This window comes from Mesorhizobium sp. SP-1A (assembly GCF_032460275.1).
Lineage (GTDB): Bacteria > Pseudomonadota > Alphaproteobacteria > Rhizobiales > Rhizobiaceae > Mesorhizobium.
Window position 1 is genome coordinate 488,107 of record NZ_JAVXZD010000002.1, and the last position, 25,896, is coordinate 514,002.

General features: G+C 51.1%; 22 protein-coding genes. 5 read left to right on the forward strand and 17 right to left on the reverse strand.

The genetic code is table 11. The features are described from left to right. Positions 1-43 precede the first annotated feature (43 nt). On the forward strand, positions 44-1,057 hold the full coding sequence (locus QU595_RS11230; RefSeq protein WP_315921890.1) for a hypothetical protein: 1,014 nt from the start codon (positions 44-46) through the stop codon (positions 1,055-1,057). Between the two features lie 15 nt (positions 1,058-1,072). On the opposite strand, the gene QU595_RS11235 is transcribed toward QU595_RS11230, so the two are convergent. The 4 genes from QU595_RS11235 to QU595_RS11250 all read right to left on the reverse strand — a co-directional run bounded on the left by QU595_RS11235 (position 1,073) and on the right by QU595_RS11250 (position 3,265). Continuing rightward, positions 1,073-1,318, reverse strand: a complete 246-nt coding sequence (locus QU595_RS11235) for a hypothetical protein (protein WP_315921892.1) — start codon at positions 1,316-1,318, stop codon at positions 1,073-1,075. A gap of 79 nt (positions 1,319-1,397) precedes the next feature. Beyond that, a complete protein-coding gene (locus QU595_RS11240; protein ID WP_315921894.1) occupies positions 1,398-1,787 on the reverse strand; it encodes a hypothetical protein in 390 nt (129 codons plus the stop codon). An 89-nt stretch (positions 1,788-1,876) separates the two neighbouring features. Then, positions 1,877-2,158, reverse strand: coding sequence for a hypothetical protein (locus QU595_RS11245; protein WP_315921896.1), 282 nt, complete (start codon positions 2,156-2,158; stop codon positions 1,877-1,879). Between the two features lie 81 nt (positions 2,159-2,239). Continuing rightward, the gene (locus QU595_RS11250; RefSeq protein ID WP_315921898.1) at positions 2,240-3,265 is read right to left on the reverse strand and encodes a hypothetical protein; all 1,026 of its coding nucleotides are present in this window, start codon (positions 3,263-3,265) and stop codon (positions 2,240-2,242) included. Between the two features lie 243 nt (positions 3,266-3,508). Between QU595_RS11250 and QU595_RS11255 the strand changes: the two genes are divergently transcribed. Beyond that, entirely contained in the window at positions 3,509-4,324 is an 816-nt protein-coding gene (locus QU595_RS11255) for a hypothetical protein (RefSeq protein ID WP_315921900.1), read from the forward strand. A gap of 8 nt (positions 4,325-4,332) precedes the next feature. On the opposite strand, the gene QU595_RS11260 is transcribed toward QU595_RS11255, so the two are convergent. Further along, entirely contained in the window at positions 4,333-5,334 is a 1,002-nt protein-coding gene (locus QU595_RS11260) for an RNA ligase family protein (RefSeq protein ID WP_315921902.1), read from the reverse strand. A gap of 85 nt (positions 5,335-5,419) precedes the next feature. Here QU595_RS11260 and QU595_RS11265 point away from each other — a divergent pair, with 85 nt between their 5' ends. The 3 genes from QU595_RS11265 to QU595_RS11275 all read left to right on the forward strand — a co-directional run bounded on the left by QU595_RS11265 (position 5,420) and on the right by QU595_RS11275 (position 20,482). Continuing rightward, on the forward strand, positions 5,420-6,124 hold the full coding sequence (locus QU595_RS11265) for a type IV toxin-antitoxin system AbiEi family antitoxin domain-containing protein (protein WP_315921904.1): 705 nt from the start codon (positions 5,420-5,422) through the stop codon (positions 6,122-6,124). A 165-nt stretch (positions 6,125-6,289) separates the two neighbouring features. Beyond that, positions 6,290-13,114, forward strand: a complete 6,825-nt coding sequence (locus QU595_RS11270; RefSeq protein ID WP_315921906.1) for an Ig domain-containing protein — start codon at positions 6,290-6,292, stop codon at positions 13,112-13,114. 156 nt (positions 13,115-13,270) lie between these two features. Then, complete coding sequence (locus QU595_RS11275) at positions 13,271-20,482, forward strand: putative Ig domain-containing protein (protein WP_315921908.1); 7,212 nt, start codon at positions 13,271-13,273, stop codon at positions 20,480-20,482. Between the two features lie 36 nt (positions 20,483-20,518). Here the strand turns inward: QU595_RS11275 and QU595_RS11280 are convergent, their stop codons facing one another. The 12 genes from QU595_RS11280 to QU595_RS11335 all read right to left on the reverse strand — a co-directional run bounded on the left by QU595_RS11280 (position 20,519) and on the right by QU595_RS11335 (position 25,875). Next, the gene (locus tag QU595_RS11280; RefSeq protein WP_315921910.1) at positions 20,519-20,722 is read right to left on the reverse strand and encodes a hypothetical protein; all 204 of its coding nucleotides are present in this window, start codon (positions 20,720-20,722) and stop codon (positions 20,519-20,521) included. 271 nt (positions 20,723-20,993) lie between these two features. Further along, on the reverse strand, positions 20,994-21,182 hold the full coding sequence (locus QU595_RS11285) for a hypothetical protein (RefSeq protein ID WP_315921912.1): 189 nt from the start codon (positions 21,180-21,182) through the stop codon (positions 20,994-20,996). Next, positions 21,179-21,415 (reverse strand): hypothetical protein, encoded by a 237-nt coding sequence (locus QU595_RS11290; RefSeq protein ID WP_315921914.1) that lies wholly within the window; start codon positions 21,413-21,415, stop codon positions 21,179-21,181. The genes QU595_RS11285 and QU595_RS11290 overlap by 4 nt, the downstream gene beginning before the upstream one ends. 9 nt (positions 21,416-21,424) lie before the next feature. Then, on the reverse strand, positions 21,425-21,730 hold the full coding sequence (locus QU595_RS11295; protein WP_315921917.1) for a hypothetical protein: 306 nt from the start codon (positions 21,728-21,730) through the stop codon (positions 21,425-21,427). Positions 21,731-21,743: 13 nt separating this feature from the next. Beyond that, entirely contained in the window at positions 21,744-21,995 is a 252-nt protein-coding gene (locus QU595_RS11300) for a hypothetical protein (RefSeq protein WP_315921919.1), read from the reverse strand. Between the two features lie 368 nt (positions 21,996-22,363). Then, complete coding sequence (locus QU595_RS11305) at positions 22,364-22,627, reverse strand: hypothetical protein (RefSeq protein WP_315921921.1); 264 nt, start codon at positions 22,625-22,627, stop codon at positions 22,364-22,366. 47 nt (positions 22,628-22,674) lie between these two features. Next, positions 22,675-23,427, reverse strand: coding sequence for a hypothetical protein (locus QU595_RS11310; RefSeq protein WP_315921923.1), 753 nt, complete (start codon positions 23,425-23,427; stop codon positions 22,675-22,677). A 53-nt stretch (positions 23,428-23,480) separates the two neighbouring features. Then, positions 23,481-24,233 carry a hypothetical protein gene (locus tag QU595_RS11315; RefSeq protein WP_315921925.1) on the reverse strand — a complete coding sequence of 251 codons (753 nt, stop codon included), beginning with the start codon at positions 24,231-24,233 and terminating at the stop codon, positions 23,481-23,483. Between the two features lie 67 nt (positions 24,234-24,300). After that, positions 24,301-24,519, reverse strand: a complete 219-nt coding sequence (locus tag QU595_RS11320; protein WP_315921927.1) for a hypothetical protein — start codon at positions 24,517-24,519, stop codon at positions 24,301-24,303. Between the two features lie 29 nt (positions 24,520-24,548). Continuing rightward, entirely contained in the window at positions 24,549-24,836 is a 288-nt protein-coding gene (locus tag QU595_RS11325) for a hypothetical protein (protein ID WP_315921929.1), read from the reverse strand. Positions 24,837-24,883: 47 nt separating this feature from the next. After that, complete coding sequence (locus QU595_RS11330) at positions 24,884-25,276, reverse strand: hypothetical protein (protein ID WP_315921931.1); 393 nt, start codon at positions 25,274-25,276, stop codon at positions 24,884-24,886. 101 nt (positions 25,277-25,377) lie between these two features. Beyond that, positions 25,378-25,875 carry a hypothetical protein gene (locus QU595_RS11335; RefSeq protein WP_315921933.1) on the reverse strand — a complete coding sequence of 166 codons (498 nt, stop codon included), beginning with the start codon at positions 25,873-25,875 and terminating at the stop codon, positions 25,378-25,380. Positions 25,876-25,896: the final 21 nt, after the last annotated feature.

The following is a 25,896-nucleotide window of genomic DNA, read 5'->3' on the forward strand; positions in this document are numbered from 1 at the left end:
TCAGCGGCTCATTTCATTAATCGCAAGAGGAAGGGGTAAGGGGATGGGCATCAAAGGACCTGATATTATCGAATTAGTGTTCTTTTTAAGCTTTATTTGGTCTTATTTCACGTTCCCCATATATGCAGTTATTGTCTTGTGTCTATTAACCGCCTTCTTTTTTGATGCCGACACAAAACGTCGGAAAAAAGTCTATACCACCATTTTATTCGTGATCTCAATACCTTACATAATGGCCGCACTGGCGATAGATAATTTTTTCGGTCATAAAATATCGGCTCTTTGGCTTCCAGCATTAGCGACATTTGTGTTAGGTGTATATCTGCTCAAAAGCGTTAAAAATACTGCTGGGAAGCTACTGGGAAGTTGTATAATGCTGACCGCAAGCACTCCTTTTTTGTTGATGAGCGCCGCAAATATAGCAGTTAAAGACTATTATTTAGAGCGCGAGAAGGCTATCGAGAAGGCCCAATCACGCTGTCTCCCATATGGGAGTTCATACTCACCATCAACGCTAGTCCTGCGAATAGAACGTGCTGCCCCAGGCACGCCTCAAGCTTTTAATAAAGACTTCGTTCGCGAAGCTATAAAAAGCGGTTCTTATGAAGAATACGTATATGAGCTAGGTGATCCAGAAGGCAACTTATATTACTTGGCGCATGATAAATTAGAAAGGAAGCCTATAGACAACCCCTTGCGCAACTCACCCTTGACTAGCGTCAATAACGCGTTGGTCGTGAGTTTTTCGGACAATGCTCCCCTCTTGCAAGCTCTGCCTAAAAGGGATCTGGGAAGACGGAATTCCAATACAATCCAGATCGAATATTTAGATTCAAACGGCAAGCGATCAACTCTGTTTTTTGAAGAACCTAGATATAAGCTGAAAACGTCTCCATATCTAGGTGACGGCCCATATTGGATTCACGTAAATGAAGTCATTGATGGGCCGAAAAAAGAATACAATTCATATTCTTCATTTGCCGACGCACTGAGAACGCTGAGTAGATGCCCAAGCAGGAGCGGCAAGGGTGATCGGTTGAGGCGAAACGACCTCTAGCAGAGAGACTTGTCCTTACCTCTTGCCAAACCCAGGCAAGCCGTCAAACTGGCAGTTGTCATGGATTTCGCGCTGACTGACGTTGGCAATCGACCGTTGGCGCTCTTCGCTTTCCCGCCTGTCCTGTTTGGAAGGCTTGTGGAAGCGGCGCGCACTATCGTAGTCCTGAGAGTCGCGAGGAAAGTTTTTCTGAGCGAATTTCCAAGCTGCGTCGTCGCCTTTGGCCTCTCTCACATCAAGATAGTCGCGCCAATTTGCCATTGTTATAAATCCTCGTCTGTTTCCTGCCATAAGCATACGCACTGGGAATGCAATCCAGAAGACGCTCGCGACCGAACGCTTACATCGTCGGGGCTGATGTCTCAGTAAAACCGATCTGTCGCTCTACGATGTCGACCAAGTCGATAGCACGGCCCATGCCTTCCGTGACGAACGTGTCGTTTGCGTTGATGTCGGATACCGCTCCAAGATATCGATCATACTCGGCTTTGATGGCCAGTCGCGCCTCCTCAAAGGCTTCAAGATCGTTCGCATTAATAGCGGGAGTTAGCTTGTCGAGCACCTTCTGGATGCCATTTGCGTAATTTTCGGAGTATCTTCTTACGCCTTGCTCTCCCTCTCCCTCTATCAAATAGAGCGCAGGAGCTGATGCTGGATCGGACGTGTATCCACGGCTAGTCTCAATATTTTTCGTCAGTAAGTCCTTTAAGGTTTGAAATCCAGGATTCATGTTCCACCTTCGATTCGGATTGTTACTTCAAGCCTAAGCGGCTTGGTCGCAACGGGCAATCAGGCCGGAGGTCTATTTGCTTTGAACGTTCACTTAAGAAGCTCGGCGTATGCCCGATGCAGACATTGCTTGGCGGTCGTTCCCTTGCCAGTCCGAGCACCATTCCAGAATGCATGGCGCGAACGATAAATCTGGAAGCGATAGCTGTTTGGACCCATCTTGTGGATGATGATACGGTCGCGACTTTCGCGGTCGTTCAATTCCTTGCGACGCTTGCGATAATTATTTTCGCCCATGTTAATCAGAATGAAGCGACGTGGGTCCTGATAAGACATGTTGGATTTGACGTAATAGAGGGTAGATGTTGCCATGCGCAGCTCTCCGTTCTGGGTTTGTGGCTAAATTGGCGATAAAGAAAGAAGGGAGGGCACTCAATGAGGTGCCCTTGTTCATTACTCGATGAGCTTTCCATACAGGCGAACTTCTGGCGGTGTCGCTTCAGCGATCTCGCCGATCCGGATTGGAGCACCGTCGACTCCCTTGGTTTTCTTCTTGAGAAGCTTCCAGTATTCGCTTTCGTAGTCCATGTGGTTGATCACGGAGTCAAAAGCGCCGTCTGCGACTACGACCTTCATAGGCTTGTCTTCGTCACCGTCAGCCTTGCCCTGCTTTTCAATCTCGGCCGCTTCTTCGATAACATCCTTACCGTCTCTCTCAAGGCTTTCGTGCAAAGCTTTGGAAATTTCTTTGACCTCCTCATGGGTCTGTTTGGCGTACTGCGGAGTATCAAAAAAGAGGCCACTGACGAAAATTGCTTTCATCATTTCGGAGAAACAGAATGAGGTCTCTCCCACAATGAAGTTTGCATATTCTTCACTTTCGACACCCAAGATCGATTTTTTGAACAGTGATTTGTTCTTTCCTAAATGAGCGGCCAGTGTCTGCTTGCCAATGAGCACGACGGGAATATTTTTTACTTCATGAATGTCGCCGCTAATGCTGTAGCGCTCATTCTGTCCGTTGACAAAGCCGGAGGCATCACACCCATGTTCAATATTGAACTCCTTCGTAGGGATGCGCTTCCGGTTGAAGTAGGCCATCAGGTCTTCAACATCTTTCATTGGGGTGTGCTCATAGGCACGATGCACACTGGTGCTGCGATAGATTCCAATCCATTCAATATCCCAACTCGAAATGCTGGACGGCTTTCGAGTCTCATCGATGTAAGCTCCAACATTTCTGCCAAGATAGGCTGTCAGCAAATCCTTCCACGGCTCGATAGCGAAGAAGATGTTGGCGAGCGTAGTCCCCTCTTCGATGGCAACGTTGTGATGGAAATATCTCAGCAGGAAATACGGGTCCTTCTCGCCATTCTCGATTACCTCCTGAAGCATAGTCATCGGGTATGCAGTCATCTCGTCGAAATCCGAACGAAAGCGAAGGACCGAATCCGAGCAAAAAATTAATGTTCCGTCCATCAGAAATACCCTTTCCACAATTTGCGTTTCCTTTAGCAGAATTATTTCCGTCAATAAATAGAAAAATTTGTTTACACTTAAATAGGCAGACGGTGAACCTATGGCGGTGGAGTAAGAGACCGACAATGTTACGACATTGCCGTGCTATCTGGGTCAATGTAGACAACTCGTAACAATCTTCAGCAATTCAATTTCTATGGGCAGCAGATTTTTTATGGATTAATTGAATTAACCGTGTATACGATGCTGAAAATTAAGGGTGAAAATATGTCCAAATCATCAGACATTAATATTCAAATTGCTCTCGACGACATTACACACAAATTCACTCCTGAGCGTTTTTCCATTTCTCGTCTTCCGCTCAAGGTCGGTCGTCTCGATAGTCATCGTTTCGGAACCGCGCTGCCATCTTGCCTGGACATGCTGATTTACGTTCCAGGCGGCGAAATCTCTCTACCTGAGGTCTACAAGTACGATCCTGCGATCATGGACGTGATCAATCAGGCCGTCGCTCATGAGGATCAACTGATGCCCTCATGGCGCGACACCCACTACATCTACATCACCGTAGATCAGCGGATGATCACGGCAGGGCGCACGCACCGCAATGGCGGCTGGCACTTCGATGGCATGCAGGGCATTCGATACCCTGAGAAGCTCGAAGTTTGTCATCAGTACGTGGTCAGCGACAACAATCCGACCGAATTCAGCAATGTCGTGGTCGATGCCACGCAGCTGGACGAGGCCAAGGACAATTGGTTCGTGGAACTCGGCAAGCAGGTCCCAGACGACACCGAACTGTTTGTGCCTGAAACCTACGATATCATGATGATGACGGCCTACCAGCTCCACCGCTCTCCGGTTGCCAAGCCTGAGCATGAAGGTCAGCGCACGTTTATCCGCATGGACTTCACGAAGAAGAAGTTCGACCGCATCGGCAACACGATCAATCCTACCTTGCCTGCGCCTTTCGAGTTCTATCCACGGCCGCTGCCATTCGAGATCAGTCCCGAGGCTAAGCAGTCAGATTGGAAGGGTGCTTCGCAGTTCAAAAGCTAAAGCGCGATCTAGTCCGATGGAGGGTTGATGACATCTGGATCGATCCTGACGCCGATGATGCTTGCGTGGCGGAGGCTTTCTTCACCTCTGAGATGCCTGACTGAAGCAATGATGCCCGGGTTAAGCCAGTTTGCCGTTCCGTCCTTGGGATGCCTGGACGGTGGCTCTGTCGTCTGAAGAATCTCGACCAGCTCCCTGAACAGCTTTCGCTCAGTGCTTTTCAGATTAACGAAGGCGACGCCTGCATATTCTCCAGTTGCACGAGATTGCAAAATCGCAACATATTCACCTGTTCTCGTGGTCTTTGTTCCAATCACATTGTAATCATCGATCATGTAGCATTTGGTCTTCACCCACAATTTTGATGGGCCACTTCGATAGGCTCCGTTTACCTGCTTGGAGACCATGCCTTCAACGCCAAGCTTCTCACAGGCTTCGAAGAATTTCTGTCCGCTGGCATGTACATGCTCGCTATAGCGAATAGAGGCTGCATGTCCGCTGATGAGGTCGTGCAGCCTGTCTTTGCGATCAAGGAGCGGGGCCGCCTTCATGTCTTTACTATCGAGATGGAGTAAGTCGAACGCCATGAAAATCAGGCTCTCTGGTGCCCATTTGATAGCATGGGGCAGCAAACTGAAATCAGAGACACCGTTCGGGTTATTGGCAACGATTTCGCCGTCGATGATGGCGGTAGTGCAGGGAAAGGCGTGAGCGTCGGCAACGATATTTTGGTATTTTGAAGACCAATCGATACCGCTACTGCTGTAGGCAATGACACTGCCATTCTCGATTACGAGCTGAGTGCGGTAGCCATCGTGCTTTATCTCATGAACCCACTCCGCTCCTTCAGGCGGTGTCTGTACCGTCTGAGGCTTCATGAAAGGCACGAATTTCAAGCGTCTCTCTGCCAAAACGATGCTCCGCTTAACAAACAATGCAGGTAGTTTGTAGACGAATCCGAGACGATCTGCCCAAAGAGGCATGATAACTGCCTTGTCATCATCGGCCACCAATTATCTTTGACATACTGTTACGAAACCTCTATGCTGATCCAAGTTTCGCGAAATTTCGTAACAAGGAAGGTCAGGATACGCAATGGCAGCCAGTTTGAACTCACCATCAGCAGAAACGGCACTTCAGGCTTTGTCTGAAGCTGGACGTCCTATGACTGGGGTTGAGCTGACTGCCAAGGGTGTATCACGTATGGCTCTTAAGCGCCTGGTCGAAGCTGGCGTGTTAGAGCGCGTTGCACGCGGTATCTTCAAAGCAGTCGAAAGCAACACACCAATGCCCGAAGACCCTCGTGCGGTTTGGGCATGGGCATCCATTCGCAATCCTTCCATCGTCTTCTGCCTTGAAAGTGCGGCCGCATTCCATCACCTGACGCAAGGGATGGCCCCCAAGCTCAATATCGCAATCCATGTTCGCTCCAAAGCCGCTACGACTGAGCTGACCTCCGGCGTCGATGCCGACTACTTCTACTGGAACGACGATTTCCTGGCTGTCGGTGTGGATACCGTGAAGATCGAAGGGGTCGATGTCAGAATCACATCCCCTGAGCGCACCGTTGTCGACATGTTTCGCTATTCATCCATGGCACCAGCGTCAATCCGGACAGAGCGAATGATCGAATCTGAGGCTTTCCATGATTGCCTGATGCGGTTCTTCGAGAAGCAGTCTGATCCTGCCGAGGGCATGAAGAAGCTACGCAAGGTGGCTAAACCGCTTGGCTTGTGGGACCGTATGAAACCTCAGATCGAGCTGGTTGCGATGACGATTGGTCGCGATTATCGCGGCTGATTTCATTTGAAATTTAGCGCGCCAAAATAATAAAAAATTATTTTCAGATGTTGTCACCACTCTTGGTGCCCATAATCGGCTTAATATGCCTGGCTTATTGACTTTTGGCTGTTTTCGTAACTATTTAGAAGACAATATAAATGATAAAAAGCAGGCACCCCCAACATGAAAATTTTTTTCAGGTCAGCGATTTCGGCAATTCTCGCCGCCCTTATGATTGTCCCTCCAGCTAGCGCAGATACATACATTTTCCGCTATAAAACGGGTTATGTTGACTACACTGGCACCGATCCGGAGCCGCCTGTCGACGAAAAAGATTTCGATATCACTGCGTCGTTCATCGCTTTCATTGGTGTTCAATCAGCCAATCGAATTCCGTTAAAGCCTGGCAAGACGGCCTCTCGTTGGGAAATTCGTTCGGGTTCGCTTCCGAGTGGCCTGCGAATTAACCAGGACACTGGTCAGATTGAAGGCATTGCGACTGGTCGCGGCGTCACGACCGCTCTGCTGTATGGGTACTCGGCAGACAACTCGGACATCTCGAAGGTCAACGTCGACTTTTCCGTTTTTGATGCTGATCCGACTTCCAAGGAAGTGAATGTTTTTGCCCATGCTGATCGCTTCTTCCAGCAGCAGATCGCGACCCTTGGTGAAGCCTATTCGTGGGAGACAGTGATCGCACCTCCGTCATGGGCGAGAGCGAACGGTCCAAACATCGAAGGCACGCCACCAGCGGGCCTAGAAGGCGTTTATGCCTACGCATTCCAGGGCAAGGATTACACAGGAGCGAATTCGAAATTCGTCCACGGTCAGATTACCGTAAATCTCGGCCCCGATGTGGCAGCCGTTGCCGACAGGACATTCAACCCAAAGCAGGCGTTCTCCATTTCGACCAGCGCCCGCAACACGGCAGGCAAGTTGGCTTGGGGAATTCAAGGAGACCCGCTTCCTGCAGGTGTGTCGGTTGATGCCCAGAACGGCCGCCTCAATGGCTCCATCGCCACGTTCAGTACGTCTCTTCGCGTGCGTTTCGTTGCCTATGACACAGACGGGACAGTCGGTTATTCGAATTACTTTACCGTCAGCACACGCGATCCTAGCCTCGATCTGAGTAATATCGCAGACCGCACCCTTTATGTGGGTACGCCCACTTCATTCACGTTGGCCGCTTCTGAATTGACGGGCACTCCGACGTGGAAGCTGGAATCCGGCACTCTTCCCGAAGGTCTATCTCTCGATGAGGCTACGGGCATTATTTCCGGTACACCAGCGCGTGCAGGTGTTTCAGAGGGGCTGAAGATTTCTGTCTCAACCTCGACTGGTTATTCGGCAGCGTCGAACGAGTTCAAGATCATCGTCGCCGAAAAACCGCTCGAAGTGGCGGTGGAACGCACACACGTCCGCGTAAATAAGCAATTTTCGACCCCTGTTCCGACCGTAAAGAACGGCCGCGCCCCGTTTGCCTACTCTTATGCTCAAGGCCAGGCTGAAATTGATGGCCTGACGCTGAATAGCTCGACTGGCGTTCTGAGTGGGCAGATTGCCGAAGCTGGGAATAAGACCGCTTCTCTAGTCGTGACGGACGCAAACGGCACGGTATCCTCGCCGTTCCTCGTTGGCATCAACGTCTACGCTCCTCTTTCTGTCTCTGTCACGCCAGCGGAAAACCTGGTCACCCGACTGCAGACGGAAGTCGCCATCCGCGCCGAATATCCAAAGGACACTGTGATCGAAAGCGACGGCAAGAAGCTTGCAACGTTTGCTCTGACTGGAAGCCTGCCGGAAGGTCTGGTTTTCAACTCGAACATCGGCACGATTACGGGTGTTGCAACCAAGCTGGGCTACTACGGTCCTCTGGCAATCACGATCACGGACGGATCGGGTGAAAGTGCTCGTTCCAACGATTTTTCCATCCGTGTGGAAGAAAAGGCTCCGCTCTCGGTTGAACTGCTGCGCACCGCATTCCCTGTCTATGCGTCGGTGAAATCGCCTCTGGTGAAGGCCGTCAGCGCTGCAGGTGCTGTTACATGGACTTTGAAGAGCGGCACCTTGCCAAATGGCATGACTTTGTCGCCAGACGGATTGATCATTGGCACTCCAACACAGCAAGGCACGTTCTCGGGTCTTGTTATCGAAGCCAAGGACGCTGAAGGCGCTACGGCCGAGACTGAGCCTTTTGACATCGACATCACCCCACCTGAAGCCCTTGAGATCGTCACCTCGAAGTTCTCTTGGCCAGTGGGTAAGGATTTCATCACCCGTATCGAAGCCAAGAACTATGCCGATACGGTCACGTTCTCTGCCCAGGGAACCCTGCCCGCTGGCATCTCGCTGACGGCGGAAGGTCGCCTGCAAGGCCGTGCTTCGGCTCCGTTCAATGGCGAGGTCGTCATCCTGGCCAAGGACAGCATGAACCGCGAGGCAGAGAAGCGAATTCGACTCGTCTTCACGAATCCGATGACGCTAGCTCTGGACAATGCCTACCAACTTTATCGCATGTCGGCCGCCTCCATTGTTCCGGTCATTACCGATCCGATTGGCGCTGTGACATTCTCACTGACTGGCTCGTTGCCGGAAGGCCTGTCGTTCAATTCGACCAGCGGTGAAATCTATGGAAAGCCGACTACCGAAGGTGCGACGGCCACGGTGACGATCACAGCGGTTGACGCTTCCGGCACTCAGGCTTCTGCCACGACGAAGCTGTCGGTTGGTGCTCGTAAACAGATCAGAGTTGTCTACGACTTCTCAGAGCCGCTGCGCCAGAATTCACCCTCCGGACTGCCAAAACGCCCGCTGGAGCCGATCAATGCGGTTGGTGCGGTCGAATACACTCTGACGGGCATTCTGCCGAACGGCTTGAAGTTCAACACTTCAGACGGTTCGATCTCCGGCACGCCGCTTGCTACTGGGGTCTTCGAGAACATCGTTGTCTCCGCCAAGGATAGCGAAGGCTTCACTGGCGCATCCGCACCGTTCGCGATCTCGGTTGTTCCTGGCGTTCAATTCTCGGTCGATAATGCTACGGCTGTGGGCCGTGTGAATTCATGGTTCCAGTCTGCGCCTGCAAAGGTAAGTGGCTCGGTAGGCGTGGTGACTTTCAAGTCAGACACCCCTCGCCCGCTCGGCCTCGATCTTTCGACGACGACTGGCGTTCTCTCCGGTCGCCCGACTGAAGTTGGCGGCGCTGTGGTCAATATGACGGCCACGGATGGCGCGGGTCGTACCGCGAGCTACCGCGTAACGGTCAAGATCATTGATGGCATGACGATTGCGTATCCAGCTATTGATACGGTCAATCAGCATGCTCCGATTTCGATCAGTCCAGAGGTTGAGAATCCCATTGGTAACGTCTCATTCGAGGTTGCTGGTTCGCTGCCAAATGGTGTGACTCTAGACCCGAGCACTGGACGAATTTCGGGTGCCCCGACTGTGACTGGCGTTTTCTCGTTCCGCATCAAGGGAACGGACGAAGGCTTGGAAAACAACACCTTCACGACGTCGGTTATCACCTTGAATGTCGACAATCGCCTTCCATTGGAGATCGCTAATGCGTCTGAGCAGAGCCTGATTGCAAATCGTTCGTTCTCTCAGGCCGCCAAGGCAAACAACGCCACAGGCGCGGTTACATGGAGCCTGACGGGCGATCTGCCTGCTGGCGTGAAGTTCTCCAACGGCACATTCTCCGGCACTCCGACCGTATTGGGTGTTTTCCCTGTGACGCTTTCGGCCACCGATGCGGCTGGCGGTTCGGCTTCTCTGGAGATCAATTTCGTTGTCACCACTGACGGTCTTCCGATCCAGCTGACCACATACAGCGTGCAGGCGAAGGCTGGAATGGCATTCGTTTCGGACGAGCCATTGGTCAAGAATGCCGTTGGTGATTACAGCTTCTATACCGATGAGCTGCAAGCCTATGGCATCAGGCTCGATCCGGTGACGGGTGTGATCTCAGGCAAGTTCGATGAGCCGATCAAGGTCACTGCCAACATCCACGTGACGGACAGCACGAACCGCGTGACGTCGAAGCCTATCACGGTGGAAGTGGTTCCGAATATGCGCGTGACGATGCGCGAGCAGATCAACATCACCGCGAGCACGGATATGGCCGTCGTGAAGCCGACCGTCGAATATTCGATTGGCACGGTGAAATACGAACTGGTTGGCCCTGCCCTGCCTACGGGCCTTACGTTCAGCAAGACGAGCGCCAGCATCAGCGGCACTCCGACTGCTCTTGGCACCTTCAAGGGCTACTTCATCGAAGCGATTGACTCTGTCGGCGACCGCCAGGTCAGCAACGAGTTCACTATCACGGTGTTCGCGAGCGGCATTCTGCCTACGGTGAAAACCAACCCGACCTATCTGTGGCAAGCTGGTGCTTCGCGTGTGACTTTCACTCCAACCGTGACTGCCAAGAAGGTTGGCGACGTCTATTCGATCAATAAGCCGCTGCCGGGATCTGTCGCGATTAATCCTGAAACGGGTGAGATTGGCGGCTATCTGAGCAATGATGACGTCGGCCGCAACGATGGCTATGTCATCACGCTGACCGATACGCTTGGGAATGAGGCCAAGAGCAACGAGTTCAGCATCAACGTTCGTTCGAACCCAGTGCCAGCCTACACCATCGACAGCGTCAATGTTCGTCGAGGTGTGCCTTTCCAGACTGGTCCGGCTCGTCTGACTGCGGGCAAGCCTGCTGGGACTGTGACGTTCAAGGGGACGAACTTCCCAGCTTACTTGAGCATCGATCCGCAGACGGGCGCAGTGAGCGGCACGTTCCCGATGAACTATAGCCAAGGCTCATACGTTCCTTATTTTTCTGCAAGTGATGAAATAAGTACCTACACAAACAACACGGTGCGCATGGACATAGTGAGGCTCACAGTGTCGATTCCAACCGCAACGATCACGGGTAATGCGGGAGTTTCCGTAACCAGCGCCACCCCCGAGGTCAAAAACAGTGTTGGTCCCGTCTCATTTGCATGGGAAGCAGGCAGCGAAGTTCCAGGACTGACGGTCAACCCGACAACAGGCGTTATCACAGGGACAATGCCAACTGGCACCTTCGACGGCCGTAAGATCGTAGTGAAGGACGACACCGAAACGGCGACCTTTATCGTCAATATCCGTGGTGGAAATCCCCCTGCGGTTTTCAGTTTCGATGCCGAACAAAAGGTCGATGTTGAGGTGAACACAGAACAGCAAACTCGACCTGTGCAAGTGACTGGGATCGCGATGGCGGCCACCGTAAATATGTCGATGTCAGGTGGCGCGATTTATAGCCATCGTATCTGCAATCTTGAGGACTGCAGCGACAAAGCTTGGATCACTGGAATGACGAGTAGGACGGATACGATTACTCCTGGTCAATATATCCAGCTTAAGAAAAATGCGCCTTCAAAAGCGGGCACAAATGAAACGGTCACCGTTACGATCAATGGCACCACAAAAAAATGGAGCATCACAACTAGAAAAACTAGTTTGGACGTAAATCCCGTAGATTTCGGTCCAGAACCTCTGTCCGAAACTCCATTAGCGACTGTCTATACAAATACGGTCCAGCTAAATGGTTTCATCGATCCGTCGACTATCAAAATTACAACTTCGGGCGATGGAACGGCTTACTATCGACTATGCGATTCCATAGAAGTTTGCGATCTGGAAGATGCTGGCGATTTTAAATTGGCGAACCAAAACGTTCAGATCGCTGTTAAACCAGATCAGTACCTTAAGGTTAAAGTCGTGATGACCAATAAATATCTTGGGTCATTCACCATGAAAGCCGAATATTACAAAGGCGGATCTTGGTATCCCTTTGGCAACTGGAAGGTTGGAACTCGTGACATTAGCAATATCGTTGACATGGTCGATTTTGGTCCTGACAGGATCATTGACCTAAAAGAAACAGCTTACAGCAACACGGTCGAACTCACTGGGTTTCTGGACCCTACACGAATTAAGTTCGTTCCAACTGGTACAAGCACTGCTTCACAGTTCCGTGTATGTGATACCCGCGAAGCATGTGACGCCGAAGGAGATGAAAACTGGATAACTTCCAGCACTCACACTGAAAGGACGGTCAAGCCGGGTACTTTCGTGCGCGTTAGGATCACGGGTCACGCTACTACTCTTAGCAATCCAGCCTCAGTAAACCTTCAGTATTTCGTTACACAAACAGGCGGTTTCAGGCCAAACGCAACGTTTAGTACTACGACACGTGCCAAGAGCGTGAATGTTGATCCTGTAGATTTCGGACCTGAAATAACCGATATCGACCTGAATTCTTATTCGAAGGCTGCCATTGTGCAAATTACAGGTGTTTTGGATAATCCAACTCTCCGATTTGTGAAGACTGGCGGGACCAGTCATTCTGGTCAGTATAAAATTTGTCAAACCTACGAGCAGTGTAAGCTTGCAGAGGAAGATGTAACGGGATGGAATAGCATAGGCACAACCGGGTTTTCGACTGTTAAGCCAAACGAATATCTTGGAGTTCGAATAAAGACATCGACATCGACATCAAGCTTCAACGATACGGGAACGTTTACTTTGTCTTACGGGGTTAATGGGTCGACGACAATATTCCAAGATATCGGTTCCATAACCTTCAGAACTCGCGGTTTACAGACTAATATTGACCCGTTGGATTTCGGACCAGAAGTAGCTAATGCCCAACTAGGTGCTGCAACAGAGTCAGCAATTGCAACATTAAGCGGGTTCAAAGATACGGCGACTATTCGCATGACCTATACCTCCGCAAATAAAGTTGAATATAAAACGTGCGATACACTTGCGGTGTGTGAAGGAACCACTGGTTGGAATCCTATACCGAACAACAGTGACGTTACAGTTGCCGCCACACGCAAGTTCATGCGTCTACGTGTGAACTATTTCACCGCAGCGGGGAACACAGCCGAAATCGTGGTCGCTAACAAGAGAGGCAGTGAGTACGTGACGATTGGAACGTGGAAAGCCACCGCAGGGAACTGATCTATTGCTATAGATAACTCGGCGACAAAAGGGGCGGTTTTCGGATCGCCCTTTTTTATGCAGGCGCAACAAATTAACTTCAAAACTGAATGGGATCATTTGACTTCTTGAAGATACATTCAATGATTAGACTAACCACGAGGGATGGCCTAATCGATGAAAATGCGCTCGCTTCTGTCTGCCGTATTGTCGTTCTGCTTGATTGCGCAGCCTGTTATAGCTGAACAGTACATTTTTCGCTATAAATCTGGCAATTTTTCACTCACTCCAGGTGATCCTGAGCCGCCGATCAACGAAAACGATTATGACATCACAGCATCGTTTCTGGCTTATATCGGCGAGCAAAACTCGTTTCAGATACCTTTGAAGCCGGGAAAGACAGCGGATAGCTGGACTATCAAGTCCGGTTTTTTACCCGATGGACTGACGTTAAATGCTGAAAAGGGAATCATCGAGGGCGTAGCCAAGCGTCGTGGGCAGAGCGTCCTGAGCATGATCGGCTATTCGGGGGATGGCTCTGATATCTCCAAGGTTAACATTGACATCACCTCTTTGGAGCGCGACCCAAAATCCAAGCAGGTAAAAGTTTTCGCCCACTCCAATCGTTTTTTTGAACAAGCTCTGGCCAATAATGGTGAGGCATATTCCTGGTCGCCAGTGATCCCGCTGCCATCATGGGCGCGCATGAATGGCATGAATGTCGTTGGGACGCCCCCTGCAGGGCTGGAAGGCGTGTTCTCCTTCGCGATGCAGGGCAAGGGTTATACGGGTGCAGATACGAAGCTCGTTTATGGCGAGATCATTGTGAACGTTGGCCCCGTGATCGCGCCTGTCCGCAATTACGACATCGAGCCAAAAAGGCTCTCTTACATTGTTCCAAGGGCCTCGAACGTCGTTGGAAAATTGGTGTGGAAGCTTGAGGGCGATCCACTGCCATCCAATCTCAGATTTTATCGTGATTCAGGTGAAATATCTGGATCAATTTCCACGTTCGACACCTCTGCTTCCATGCGATTTGTGGCATTCGACACTGACGGGACCGTGGGCTACTCCAATTATTTCACCATCAGCACCCGCTCGCCCGACTTGGATATCAAAAATGTCCAGGACAGGACGTTCTATGTCGGGATGTTCAGTAGCATGCGTCTGTCTGCAAGTGAGCTTGATGGCGTTCCCAACTGGAAGCTGGTCTCTGGAGAACTCCCAGAGGGCATGATCCTCGATCCTTCAACTGGGGTGATTTCAGGAACGCCATCCAAAGCGGAGGTCAAAAATGGCATCCAAATCGAAGTGACGTCATCGACGGGTTACGACGCTCGATCCAATCCTTTCAAAATGAGCGTTCTGGAGAAACCGCTCAAGGTAGCTGTTGGACAAACCCATGTTCGGGTCAAGAAGGTATTCACGACGCCTGAACCAACAGTAACGAATGGACGCGCCCCTTTTGTATTCGCGTTGGCTGAAGGGCAAACGTTGGATGCGGGCATCACTTTGAATGAGACCACTGGTGTGATCTCTGGAAGCTACTCGACGGCTGGGAGCAAAACGGTTGCGTTGCAGGTTCGAGACGCCAATGGAACGGTTTCTTCCCCGTTCCTTGTTGGGGTAACCGTCTACAATCCGCTCTCGTTGGCCATAGAGCCAAATGAGATCGAGCTGACCCGTTTGCAAACGGTAGCCTCCATATCTCCGAAGATCGATGACAACACCCTCATCCCTGGGGAGAAGGAAGCTCTAGGCGATTTTCGTTTGGATGGCGCTTTGCCCGAGGGGCTGGCGTTTAATTCCAAGACTGGCGCAGTCACAGGCTTCGGAAAGTCCAAGGGCTTCTATGGACCGCTTTCCATTCAGGTCACGGACGGTTCGGGAGAGACAGCTCGCTCAAACCCGTTCTCCATCAAGGTGGTTGAAAAGGCTTCGTTGTCGGTTGAAGTCCTCGACACCAGCTTCCCTACGTATTCTTCGATCTCGACGCCGCTTGTGAAGGCTGTCAGCGCGGCAGGGAAGGTGACCTGGACTTTGGTACAGGGCACGCTCCCAGACGGGCTGACGTTGTCTCCTGATGGTGCAATTGTCGGCAAGGCTACCGAGGAAGGTAATTATCCTGGCATTGTCGTCAGAGCTACAGACGAAGAAGCCGCAACCGCCTTGTCCGAGCCTTTTGCCATTCAGATCACGCCACCAGAGCCGATTGAGCTGATTGCAAGAGACATCACCTGGGCTGCAGGCAAAGAGATCAGCATTTCTTTCGACACGAGAAATTACTCGAAATCTGTTTCGTATGCAGTCAGTGCAGGATCGCTCCCAGCGGGTGTCTCCCTTTCGCCGTCAGGCACCTTGTCGGGCAAGGTGGCGGCACCACTAGAAACTACAGTGACGATAAAGGCCACAGACGCTCTCGGCCGATCTGACGCGAAGCCAGTAACTCTGAAATTCACTCCTCCGATGACAATGTCGGTTGATGCCTCATACGACCTCCCACGGATGTCGTCCGTGGCGATTAGACCCGAGATCACCAATGCCATCGGAAAGGTCTCATTCAGCCTGTCAGGCCAGCTGCCGGAGGGATTGCAGTTCGATGGAGGTGCTGGGGCGATCTCCGGCAAGCCGACGAAAGAAGGCGAAGTTTCCAACATCGTTCTGACCGCCACGGATGATGCCCGTGTGCAGGTATCAGCTTCAACGAAGCTGAGAGTAATCGCACGCGACCAGCTACGTGTGACCTATAATTTCAGCACCCCTTTGACGGAAAATTCTGCCCTAGGTCTGCCGAAATACCCTCTTGAACCTACGAACGCAGTCGGTGACGTCGTCTATTCGATTACTGGAAAGCTGCCGGATGGATTGGCATTCAACACCAAGAACGGTGCCTTCAGCGGCACGCCGCGTCAGGTTGGCATCTTCGACAACATCGTTGTTACAGGAAAAGATGCGGAAGGGGTAGTAGCCAACTCATCCAGTATCAGGATCGCTGTTGCTCCCGCGACCGCCTTCACCATCGCGGACCAGAGCGTAAGCGGCCGAGTAAACACCTATGTCGAAACGCCTCCAGCAGTCGTCAAAGGCGCAGTCGGTGCCGTAACCTTCAGGGCCACGCCGCCCAACCCTCTCGGCATGAGCGTAGACAGCGCGACTGGCTCGATTAGAGGCGTTCCTTCTGCAATTGGTGGGCAGGTCGTTCAGATAGAGGCGACCGATGCTGCAGGCCGGAAGGTAACATACCGTGTGACGCTCAAGGTCGTCGATGCACTGAATGTGAGCTATTCCGACACGGCGGCAAGCCAGTATTCGAAGGTCTCTCTGACACCTGTCGTTAAAAACGCAATCGGCAATGTCGAGTACAGTATCGCTAGTGGCTCTCTTGGGGAGCTGAGTATCGACCGCAATACGGGCGTAATCTCAGGCACACCAACCACGGTCGGCACACTGACTTTCACGGTTCTTGCCAAGGATGAAGGAACACAAAACGCATCACATTCGACTGGAAGCATCACGGTCACGGTCGATGCCCGCAAGCCGCTCGAAATCGCCAATGCCGAAGAACAGAACATTTTCGCCAATCGGCTCTACACGCAGACTGCATCAGCTCGGAACGCCGTAGGTGCGGTTACGTGGACAATAACGAACGGGTCGTTACCTGAGGGGCTGGCATTCAATTCAGCAGACGGAAAAATCACTGGCACTCCTACCGTACTGGGCACTTATTCCATCACGCTGAAGGCCGTGGATTCAGTCGGCGGTACTGCGACCAAGACAATTGATTATCTTGTGACGACGGACGGTTTGCCGATCCAATTGACCACTTACAATGTGAAAACAAAAAGCGGCCTTCCGTTCACGTCAGAATTGCCTTTGGTGCGCAACTCAGTAGGCGACTATTCATTCTACAGTGACGATCTTGCCAGCTATGGCATCAAACTCGATCCAGTGACGGGCGTGATTTCCGGCCGCTTCGACAGCCCTATTCGTGTCACTGGCAATATCCACGTTAGCGACAGCACGAACCGTCTGACATCGAAGCCAATCGTTATCGAAGTCATCCCGAACATCCAGGTTTCGATCCGAGAGCAGATCAACATCACCGCCAGCGTTGACATGACGACGGTTCGTCCAACAGTCGAATACGCATTAGGCGCAGTGAAATATGAACTGATCGGTCCAGAGCTGCCGAAGGGCATTAAATTCTCGGAGACCTCCGGCGCAATTTATGGATTGCCTACTATTCTCGGCACGTTTTCGGGGTATTTCATAGAGGCGGTCGATAGCGTGGGTGATCGCTCGACCAGCAATGGATTTGCGATAACAATATACCCAAGCGGCATTTTGCCTACGATCAAAATGTCGGCCTCATACGAGATCGCAGGTGACGGCAAGACACTGGTGAATATCACTCCGACTGTCAGCGCCAAGAAAGAGGGCGACGTCTACAGCGTCAACAAGCCTTTGCCGTCAGGATTGTCTATTGATCCTGTAACCGGAAAGATCACTGGCGCAGTCAGCAGTGATCGTTTGGGAGTCTACGAAGGGTACGAAATCTCTTTGACTGACACGGCTGGCAACGTCTCGACGAGCAATGAGTTCGCCCTGATGGTAAGATCCGAGCCGCAGCCACTGTTTTCCTACACACCAATTTATACACGGGCGGGAGTGCCGTTTGAGACGGATGCACCACGTCTGACAAGAGGTCAGACGGTTGGGAAAGTTGTTTGGTATCCTGACAGCTCTCTCCTAAGCTACTTCAAACTTGATGCCGATACGGGAATAATTAGGGGGACAGTCCCGGCAAATCTATCTCCACGAACTCTGACAGCGTACTTGAGGTTCAAGGATGATGTCCGCACCTATTCGCAGACGGTCGGTGTCACGGTGAATGTTGTAGGATTAACTGCAACATTAGCGAGCAAGACCATAAAAGGTGCAATTGGCGACTATATCGAACACGAAGCACCTGTCGTGAGTTACGCAGTCGGAAAAACAAAATTCGCCTGGCAATCAGGTAGCGAAGTCGAAGGTTTAACGGTTGACCCTAACACTGGAGTGATAAGCGGGATACTTCCAACTGTATCGTACACAAGTCGCACAATTGTAGCGCAAGACGATATAGGATCTACGACAATAACTGGAATCAACATAACGAGCGAAAATCCAAAAGCAGTATTTTCTTTCGCAAACGAAGCAGTCGTAGATGCCAATCTTGGGCAGGAATACGTGACGTCGCCTGTACGGATTGAAGGCTTACGTGTTACGGCTTCCGGCACGATATCAGGCTCAAACTACGCTTACAAAATCTGCGACAATTCAGATTGCGCAGCATCTAGTTGGAGCGCGGTTACAAGCACATCATCGAATATTTCAGTGAACCCGCAGCAGTATGTTCAACTGAAGGCTATTTCACCTAATACCTACAATTCATTAAGTACAATTCGTGTCACGATTAATGGGACGACTTCGAATTGGACAATTCAAAACCGAAATCTGTCTACTGCGGTAACAGCAGTCGACTTCGGCCCGAAACAAGTCGATTTGGAGCCAACGTTTACCGCTTTCAGTGAAATTGTCCAACTTAATGGCTTCATCGATCCTGCAAACCTCGATCTATACAGGACGTCTTCTAGTTCAACGGGTCACTACAAAATTTGTGACACCTATGAACAATGTCTGGATACTGAGAACGGCTGGATAAGCATTGCTGTCTGGACATCAACAACTACTTTCAAGGTTCAAACCCCAGGAAAGTTCTTTCGATTGAAAATCGGCTTCAACAATGTCTATTCGACATCACAGCGAGTGTCATTGCGGAATACAGTTGGTAGTACAACGTACACAATTGGCAGCTTCGAGGCATCTACAAGACCAATCAGTTTAACAGCGAACAGCGTTAACTTCGGAGAAACAGTAAATGGTCTGGAGCCAACTTCCACAGCATATAGCAACATTGTGCAGCTAACAGGATTTTTAGATGAGGCCAATTTTGACGTTTATCAAACGAGTTCCACAGGTACTGGTTACTACAAAGTCTGCGATACCGTGGTTCAATGTTCTGATCTAACTAGTGGCTGGCTTCGCACAGCGTTGTGGAGCAGCACGACTAATTTTAAAGGCAAGCCTGGCCAATATCTGAGGGTGAGAATCGATTTCAACAATGTTTTTTCGGGATCGGTGCGTGTCTCGGTCAGAAATATCGTTAGCAGCGCCTACACCATCGGGAGTTTTGAGGCTGCGACAAGGGCCACGAGTGTTAAAGCTGATGCTGTGGCCTTTGGAAACCCAAAGACAGAGCTAGAGCCTACCTCGACTGTTTTCAGTGACATCGTTCAATTGACAGGCTTCTTAGATGCCGCATCGTTCGATCTCTATCAAACGAGTGGTGCATCCAAATCGTATTACAAACTTTGCGATACGTTTGAAGCCTGCGCCGTAGAGAATACCGGATGGCTGTCAATCTCCACTTGGTCCACAACGACCAAATTCACGGCGAGGCCAAGTCAATACCTACGGGTGAAAATTGACTTCAATAACATTTACTCGTCTTCGCAGCGCGTTTCATTGAGAAACATCGTAAGCAGCACATACACCATTGGAAGCTTTGAGGCTTCAACCAGGCCTTTAAGCGTTACTGTGAATGCGGTCGATCTTGGACTTCCTCAAGCAAATCTTGAGCCTACTTCGGTAGCATATAGCGAAGTTGTTCAAATGACTGGATTCTTGGACACGGCATCGATGGATGCCTATCAGATTTCCGGTAGCGGAAAGGGTTATTATAAGATCTGTCAAACCTACGAAGCATGTGATGACGTCGCGAGCGGGTGGCTGCCTTTAGCAACGTATAGTTCGACGACTAAATTTTCTGTAGAGCCTGGACAATTTTTGCGTGCGAAGATCGAGTTCAGTAATGCGTACTCATCTTCCATGAGGGTGACTTTCAGAAATATAGTGAGTAGCTCGACGAGAAATATTGGCAATTTTGAAGCGTCTACCCGCGCACTGAGTATCGATATCGCCCCTGTCAATCTCGGAGCCAACAAAACTGGAGTTCCTTTGAACTCAATGGTCTATAGCGATATCGTGCAACTTACAGGGTTCTTGGATGCAGCAACCCTGAACATGTATCAGAACACTGGCGCGGCAGCTGCGTCCTATAAAATATGTGCTACCTATGCTGAGTGTGAGAACCTCGATTCTGGTTGGCTTGGGATCGCTGTTTATTCATCGACGACAAGCGCTAGCGTAAATCCAGGCAGGTACCTGCGACTGAGGATACAAGCTCCAAATGCAGCAAATACATCTCGAACTATTAGCGTGAGATATCAAAGGAGCGGCTCTTTCTACACGATTGGTAGCATGCAAATAACTACGGGAGCGAACTGACGAACGCTCAGTGCCCTCATTGCTCTGCCAGACGAACTAGGGCGTTAAAAAGCCCCATCGACTGCTCATGAATTGCGTTGGTTTAGCCTCACCCAATTCTCGGGACGAAGTAGGTGGCGATTTCTCGTTCAAGGGCAATTGCAGCGCCTTGGCAAAAGGGCTGTCGATGTATGGATTGGACTGCTTATTGTAGTTTTCGGTTTTGTAGACGGGTTTTGCAATCCTTTCATGCTCTGCCATGAGTTCTCCGACAGGAGACGTCGGCATCTGAGCCATATGACCATATTGTTTGTGATGGGCTTGAATCGCTGACTTCGTTAATCTCATGTAGTGCAGCGTATTGACGACATTTTCAGAGTCAAGCCGAAACGCTGATATTTCCTGTGCTGAAATGATCCGTCGTTAAATCTCATGCCGATGTGTTCTGTAAGAGTGGATATGCAAAGAGCGCGACGGGCTTTCGTCACGCTCTTCAAAATTCCATCTTCAAATATCCAGCCGAGCTAAATGCTCAGGCCTCAACTTCACGTGCTTGGCTCTCTTGAAGCTCGCGCTCAAGCTTAATGCGTTCGGCGCGAACTGCTTCCAGCTTCTTTCGAAGTCTGGCGCGAGACCAAGCGCCTTCGATCATGATCAAGGAAGGGCCGAAAACGATAACGGCGATAGCCATAAGGAGTTTGCTGTCGATATCAAAATTCATTGGTTCCTACTTTCGAACTTTCGCTTGGCTGCGGCGGCAGCCTCTTCCCGCCTGAGGGCTTTTTGAGCCTTGTTACGCGCCTTGTCTGCTAAAAGGCGAATTTGTTGGGACACGATAAGTCCCTGCTCGCGTTCGAGTGGATTATCCGTCCAGTCGAGCTGAAGGTGTTCTGCGGCCTCATCAAAGGCTTGGAACCGTGCGAACAACTGTTCAGATGTCAGTGCCTTTGCCATACTGCCCTCTCAATCTCTGACGTCGATCAGTAGACCATAGATCGAATTCGACGAGACCCAGCCATTGATACCGCCACGGTTGTTTCCGATCTGAAACTGTTCGCCTTTGATCGCCTTGATCAGGTGTAGGTACTGGGTGCCACGCACGCGGCAGAGAACGATGTCGTCCACCTTCAGCTTCTTGTGGTCAGGGATCGGTTCGACGGTGCAAAGTTGCCCCGACGAAATGCGTCCGACCATGGAATTGCCGCGAGGTCTGAATTTGACGGTGTCGCCTGCCTGCAATTGTTCGATGTGGCGTGTTGCCCAGCCCATAGCGCCCCCTGCCCTACTTGTCCCAGTCCTTGACGAGGTCCTTCTCGGCAAGGCCGCCGCCAAAATAGGAATAATACTCCTGATCAGTGCCTTCTTCATCGAAGCCGTAGAGATATACGGAGTGACCAGGGATGCCAGGGCCGAGTTCCCCTTCCTTCGCAGAAAGACGACGGGCACGAGCCTGAGCTGCGGCCGTCGAGGTCGCGCCAAGCTGGAGGATTTCTTCCTGTCCGTTCGGAAGCGAATGCTCAATACGATACTGCATTTGAATTCTCCCTTTGTTGACAGGCTGAATACAACAAATAAACCTACAATGTCCAGATTTATTTATTCAATAAAACGGATTTATCCATATTTATGGGAGAAAATCCAATAGAGGGATTTTCAAACACACTCGGCGTGTGTGATGTTCTTCTCAATCAGCTTGCCATTTAAGAATTGATAGTGGGCTGAATCACAGTCCTCATTCGTTCCGATCAGAATAACGGGATTCCATTTGCGTGCTGACGCTCGGCTTTCCACACTCCTAGAAAGGCGTCTTGCACGAGCCATTGCGGCCGACGCAGATATTTCGCCGTAATTTGTGAGACCTACTCCACCGTATCCTGAATGGGCGACCGAATAATTCATCGATCAGACCTCCTCATCGTCCGACTGCTCGGCCGCCCATTGGCACCACTGGATGTGTGCGTGCAGAGTCACCTCGTAGACGGGAACAGTGATCGGGCCGAGAGCATCGCGACCAACTTCCCGATCACCAATGCGCTTGATGAGGTCTCCCTTTTCAAGGATGTCGAGCGTCTTCTGCGAGCACTTCGGCTGCTCATTGATGGCAATTGCCTCGAATGCTTCAATCTGGGCCTTTGTGCGTCCCATACATGGGTGGTTGGTCGCCAAGTTCATATCCTTTCTGGTGCAGTCTCAGGTGCTGCGGCCCGCCGCGATCAGGCGATCAATTCCATGGGAACTCCGTAGAGCCAATGAACTCCAGGCGGATATGGCTCTCCCCGCGTTTGTCGAACCGTCCCTAATGCGCCATTCCGATAATTCAGGAACACATCGACGATGTCGAATTCCGCTTTTCCCGAAATGATGAACCCGCCAATCGTGACTAGATCAGCTTCGACGTGATGTTCCACCTTCGTAAAAGTTTCGACCGTGCCCATTTCGACAGTCACGTCGCCGCGCTTATAACCATGGCGAACTGGAACGTCTGGATGATAGCAGTCGAGCCATTCTTTGCGGCGAATAAGCCAAGCTTCATCCGTTTCGCCGTGTGCGCGGAACAAAGATGAAGTGTTCTTGCCGTTGCCATTGTATCGATAATACGCAGGCCGAGCTAGAATGTTCGTCTCTCCGTTAGGCCCAGTCCAGATGCCAGTCGACTGGACCTTGATGAGGCCGTTGTTTTCCCTGGCGACATTGTCGAAGAGGCAGTCAAACCACTCCGCGTCTGTCATTCCGTCCACACCGCCATTAACGTACGAAGGGTCGCTGGCGAGATTGTGAAAATGCTCCTGAATGCGTTTTAGTTCAGCCACGGCCTCTTTCTCGCCGAGACCAACCAGACTCTTTGCGATTTTCTCACATGTCCTGGCACGCTCTTCAGCGGCAATGACATCCATCGGTTCCTGAGGGTTGTTGGCGAGACCGATCTGTCTTGCGCCCTCCGCTTCGATAAGTTTTACGATATCCAATACAAAACCTCTGCAGTCTCAGGTGCTGCGCCCCATGACGGTCGGAGAACTGGTCAGGCGACCAGCTCAACCGGATAGCCAGCGATGGTGTGAACGCCAGGTTCCCACGGATGGCCAGAGGTCTGGCGCACCTTGCCCAAGGCACCATCCTTGTAGCCGAGATAGACTTCCTGAATCTCGAAATGAGCGTCCTTGGCGTTGAACCCACGGAATGCGATCATTCCGGCCTCAACGAGGTGCTCCTGCTTCGTGAACGTTTCGACAGTGCCGAGATCAACCTTCTGCATGCCCTCTGGCGTCCAGCGCTCATTGCTGTGGATGACACGAACTTCGGGATGATAGCGGCCGAGCCACTTTTGACGACGCTCCAGCCAAGCCGCATCGGTTTCCTCACGCAGGCGCGTAATCGAGGTGGCGCAGTTGTTGATGCCGAGCATGCGACGGTAGTACGGCAGATGGAGCATCTTCTTGAGATGGCCATCGAAGCCGTGATCACCGACTTCAATCCAACCCGTGTTTTCCTTGGCGACCGCATCGACGACACTGTCGAACCAGCTTGCGTGCGACAGAGAAAAGACGAACTTGATGGTGCTGCTGAGATCGCCTGAGCGACCATGGAACACATCGCGGAGACGCTTGAGTTCCGCAAGAGCTGCCTCTTCGTCGAGGCCGACCAGCGTTTCAGCGATCTCGTTACAGAGCTTGGCCCGTCCCTCTGCAGCAATGCAGTCCATCGCTACGACAGGGTTGTAAGCAAGTTTGGTCTGCTTATCGGCCTCAGCCTTGATGTGCTCCAGAATGCTCATAGTTCGAAATCCTCTGCAGTCTCAGGTGCTGCGGCCCATGATATGCGAATTCAGAGACGGCAAAAGCCTAGTGAGTGGCTTCTGCACCGAGAACTGTGTGGTTCCGTTCGAATGTCTTCAGCGAGCAGGTGCTGACGGCCTTGCCCATGGCAATGACAGGGAGCGGATGGAGCATCCAGGAAACACTGCCGTCCGACCAGTCGCCTGCTTTCACGCGCATGCCATCGCGTTTGCGGACATAGATGCCCTCGCGCATGGTCAAAGTGGGTTCAGTTGCAGTGGTCATTGATCTCTCCTATGGACCGTTCGAAGTCGTCAGTTCTTTTCCTTCATCGCGATTTCGATGAAGTCGACGGAATAGGTTTTCAGAATATTTCCGTCTTTGTCGTAGCAATGGTATGCGCCGTCCTTTTTGATGTAGCGAGCGCCAATTCCATTTTCGGCAACACACAGCTCAGTTGCCTTGTTTTCCATCTTGCGGGAATGTTTGACGTTGCCGTCGACGGCAGTCAGTGCGAAGGAAGCCGTGACCGTTGCCAAAAAAGCCGACGTCAACAATAGCGGCGGCATGGATTTCATTTTCTGACATAACGGCTTACCCATCGAACTCTCCTCCCGTCGACTTTCTCACCTATTAATTATGGGCATCTTCATTCAGGCAGAAATCCGATGTCTTGCATGAAGTCGGGAAGCGTGAAATCGGGATGGGTTTGGAGAATCCAATCCTTGACCGGAACAGGACCCAAGGCCTGAATTTCCTTCTGGATTTCTTCAGTCTGATCGAAGACAAACGTCAGCATCCCCGTCGCGCCGTCAAACTTTTGGAAAATGCCGAGGCCGCGATGCATGAATTCGGCCGCATGCCGCTTGTCGCGGAAGGACTGACCGCCTTGCATACGATAGCCGTCCTTATTCTCGTCAGGACGACTCTGGAATTTGAGTGAGTAGTTGATATTGGCCCAGCTAGGCTTCAACTTTCCGCTACGGATTTGAGCCGCCAGAAATTCAAGCTTGTCTGCAATCTGCTCCAGATCGATTTCCATAAATAGCTTCCCTTTGTTGGGCGCTATTTATTCAGAAAATTACAGGATGTCAATAAAAATGAGAATTAATCAAAAAATTCCATTCTCATAATTTTTTGACATCAAACTTTGACATTAACGTCGTCAGGGTCTCGCGTCCCAGCGCGCAACGCACGAGCAAAAATCCAAAGCAGTTTGGGCAAACCGAGGATTGAGCGAAAGCCCTTGTGGGTTTGCAAATGGTACTGCGTTTCACAGCCATAGTGACCAGAATCTGCCCCGAGCTTGTAAACTTCAATGGCTTTTGCTGGGTTGATGGACTTCAAATACTGTCCATACATGAAGCATGCCATGCCATTCTTGTGTGGCATCCTCTCTTCGAAGGCTTTCTCAATGCGGGGATCGTTCTCAAAGCAAAGTATCCGCAGTCGTTCAACCCAAGCAGGCTCTCCGAGCTTTTCTTCCGAAGCTTGAATCAGGGATATCGATTTGTCTACATCTCTCGGGACAACCCGGCCGTGCCAATGAGCCAGCCCAAGGTTCATGAGTGCGGTAGGATCGCCCTGTTCAGCCAGTTCTCTGGTCTGCGCCAGCCAGGTTTGAGCATTCTGTTCCGTCATCCAATACACCTCCAAAGTGGA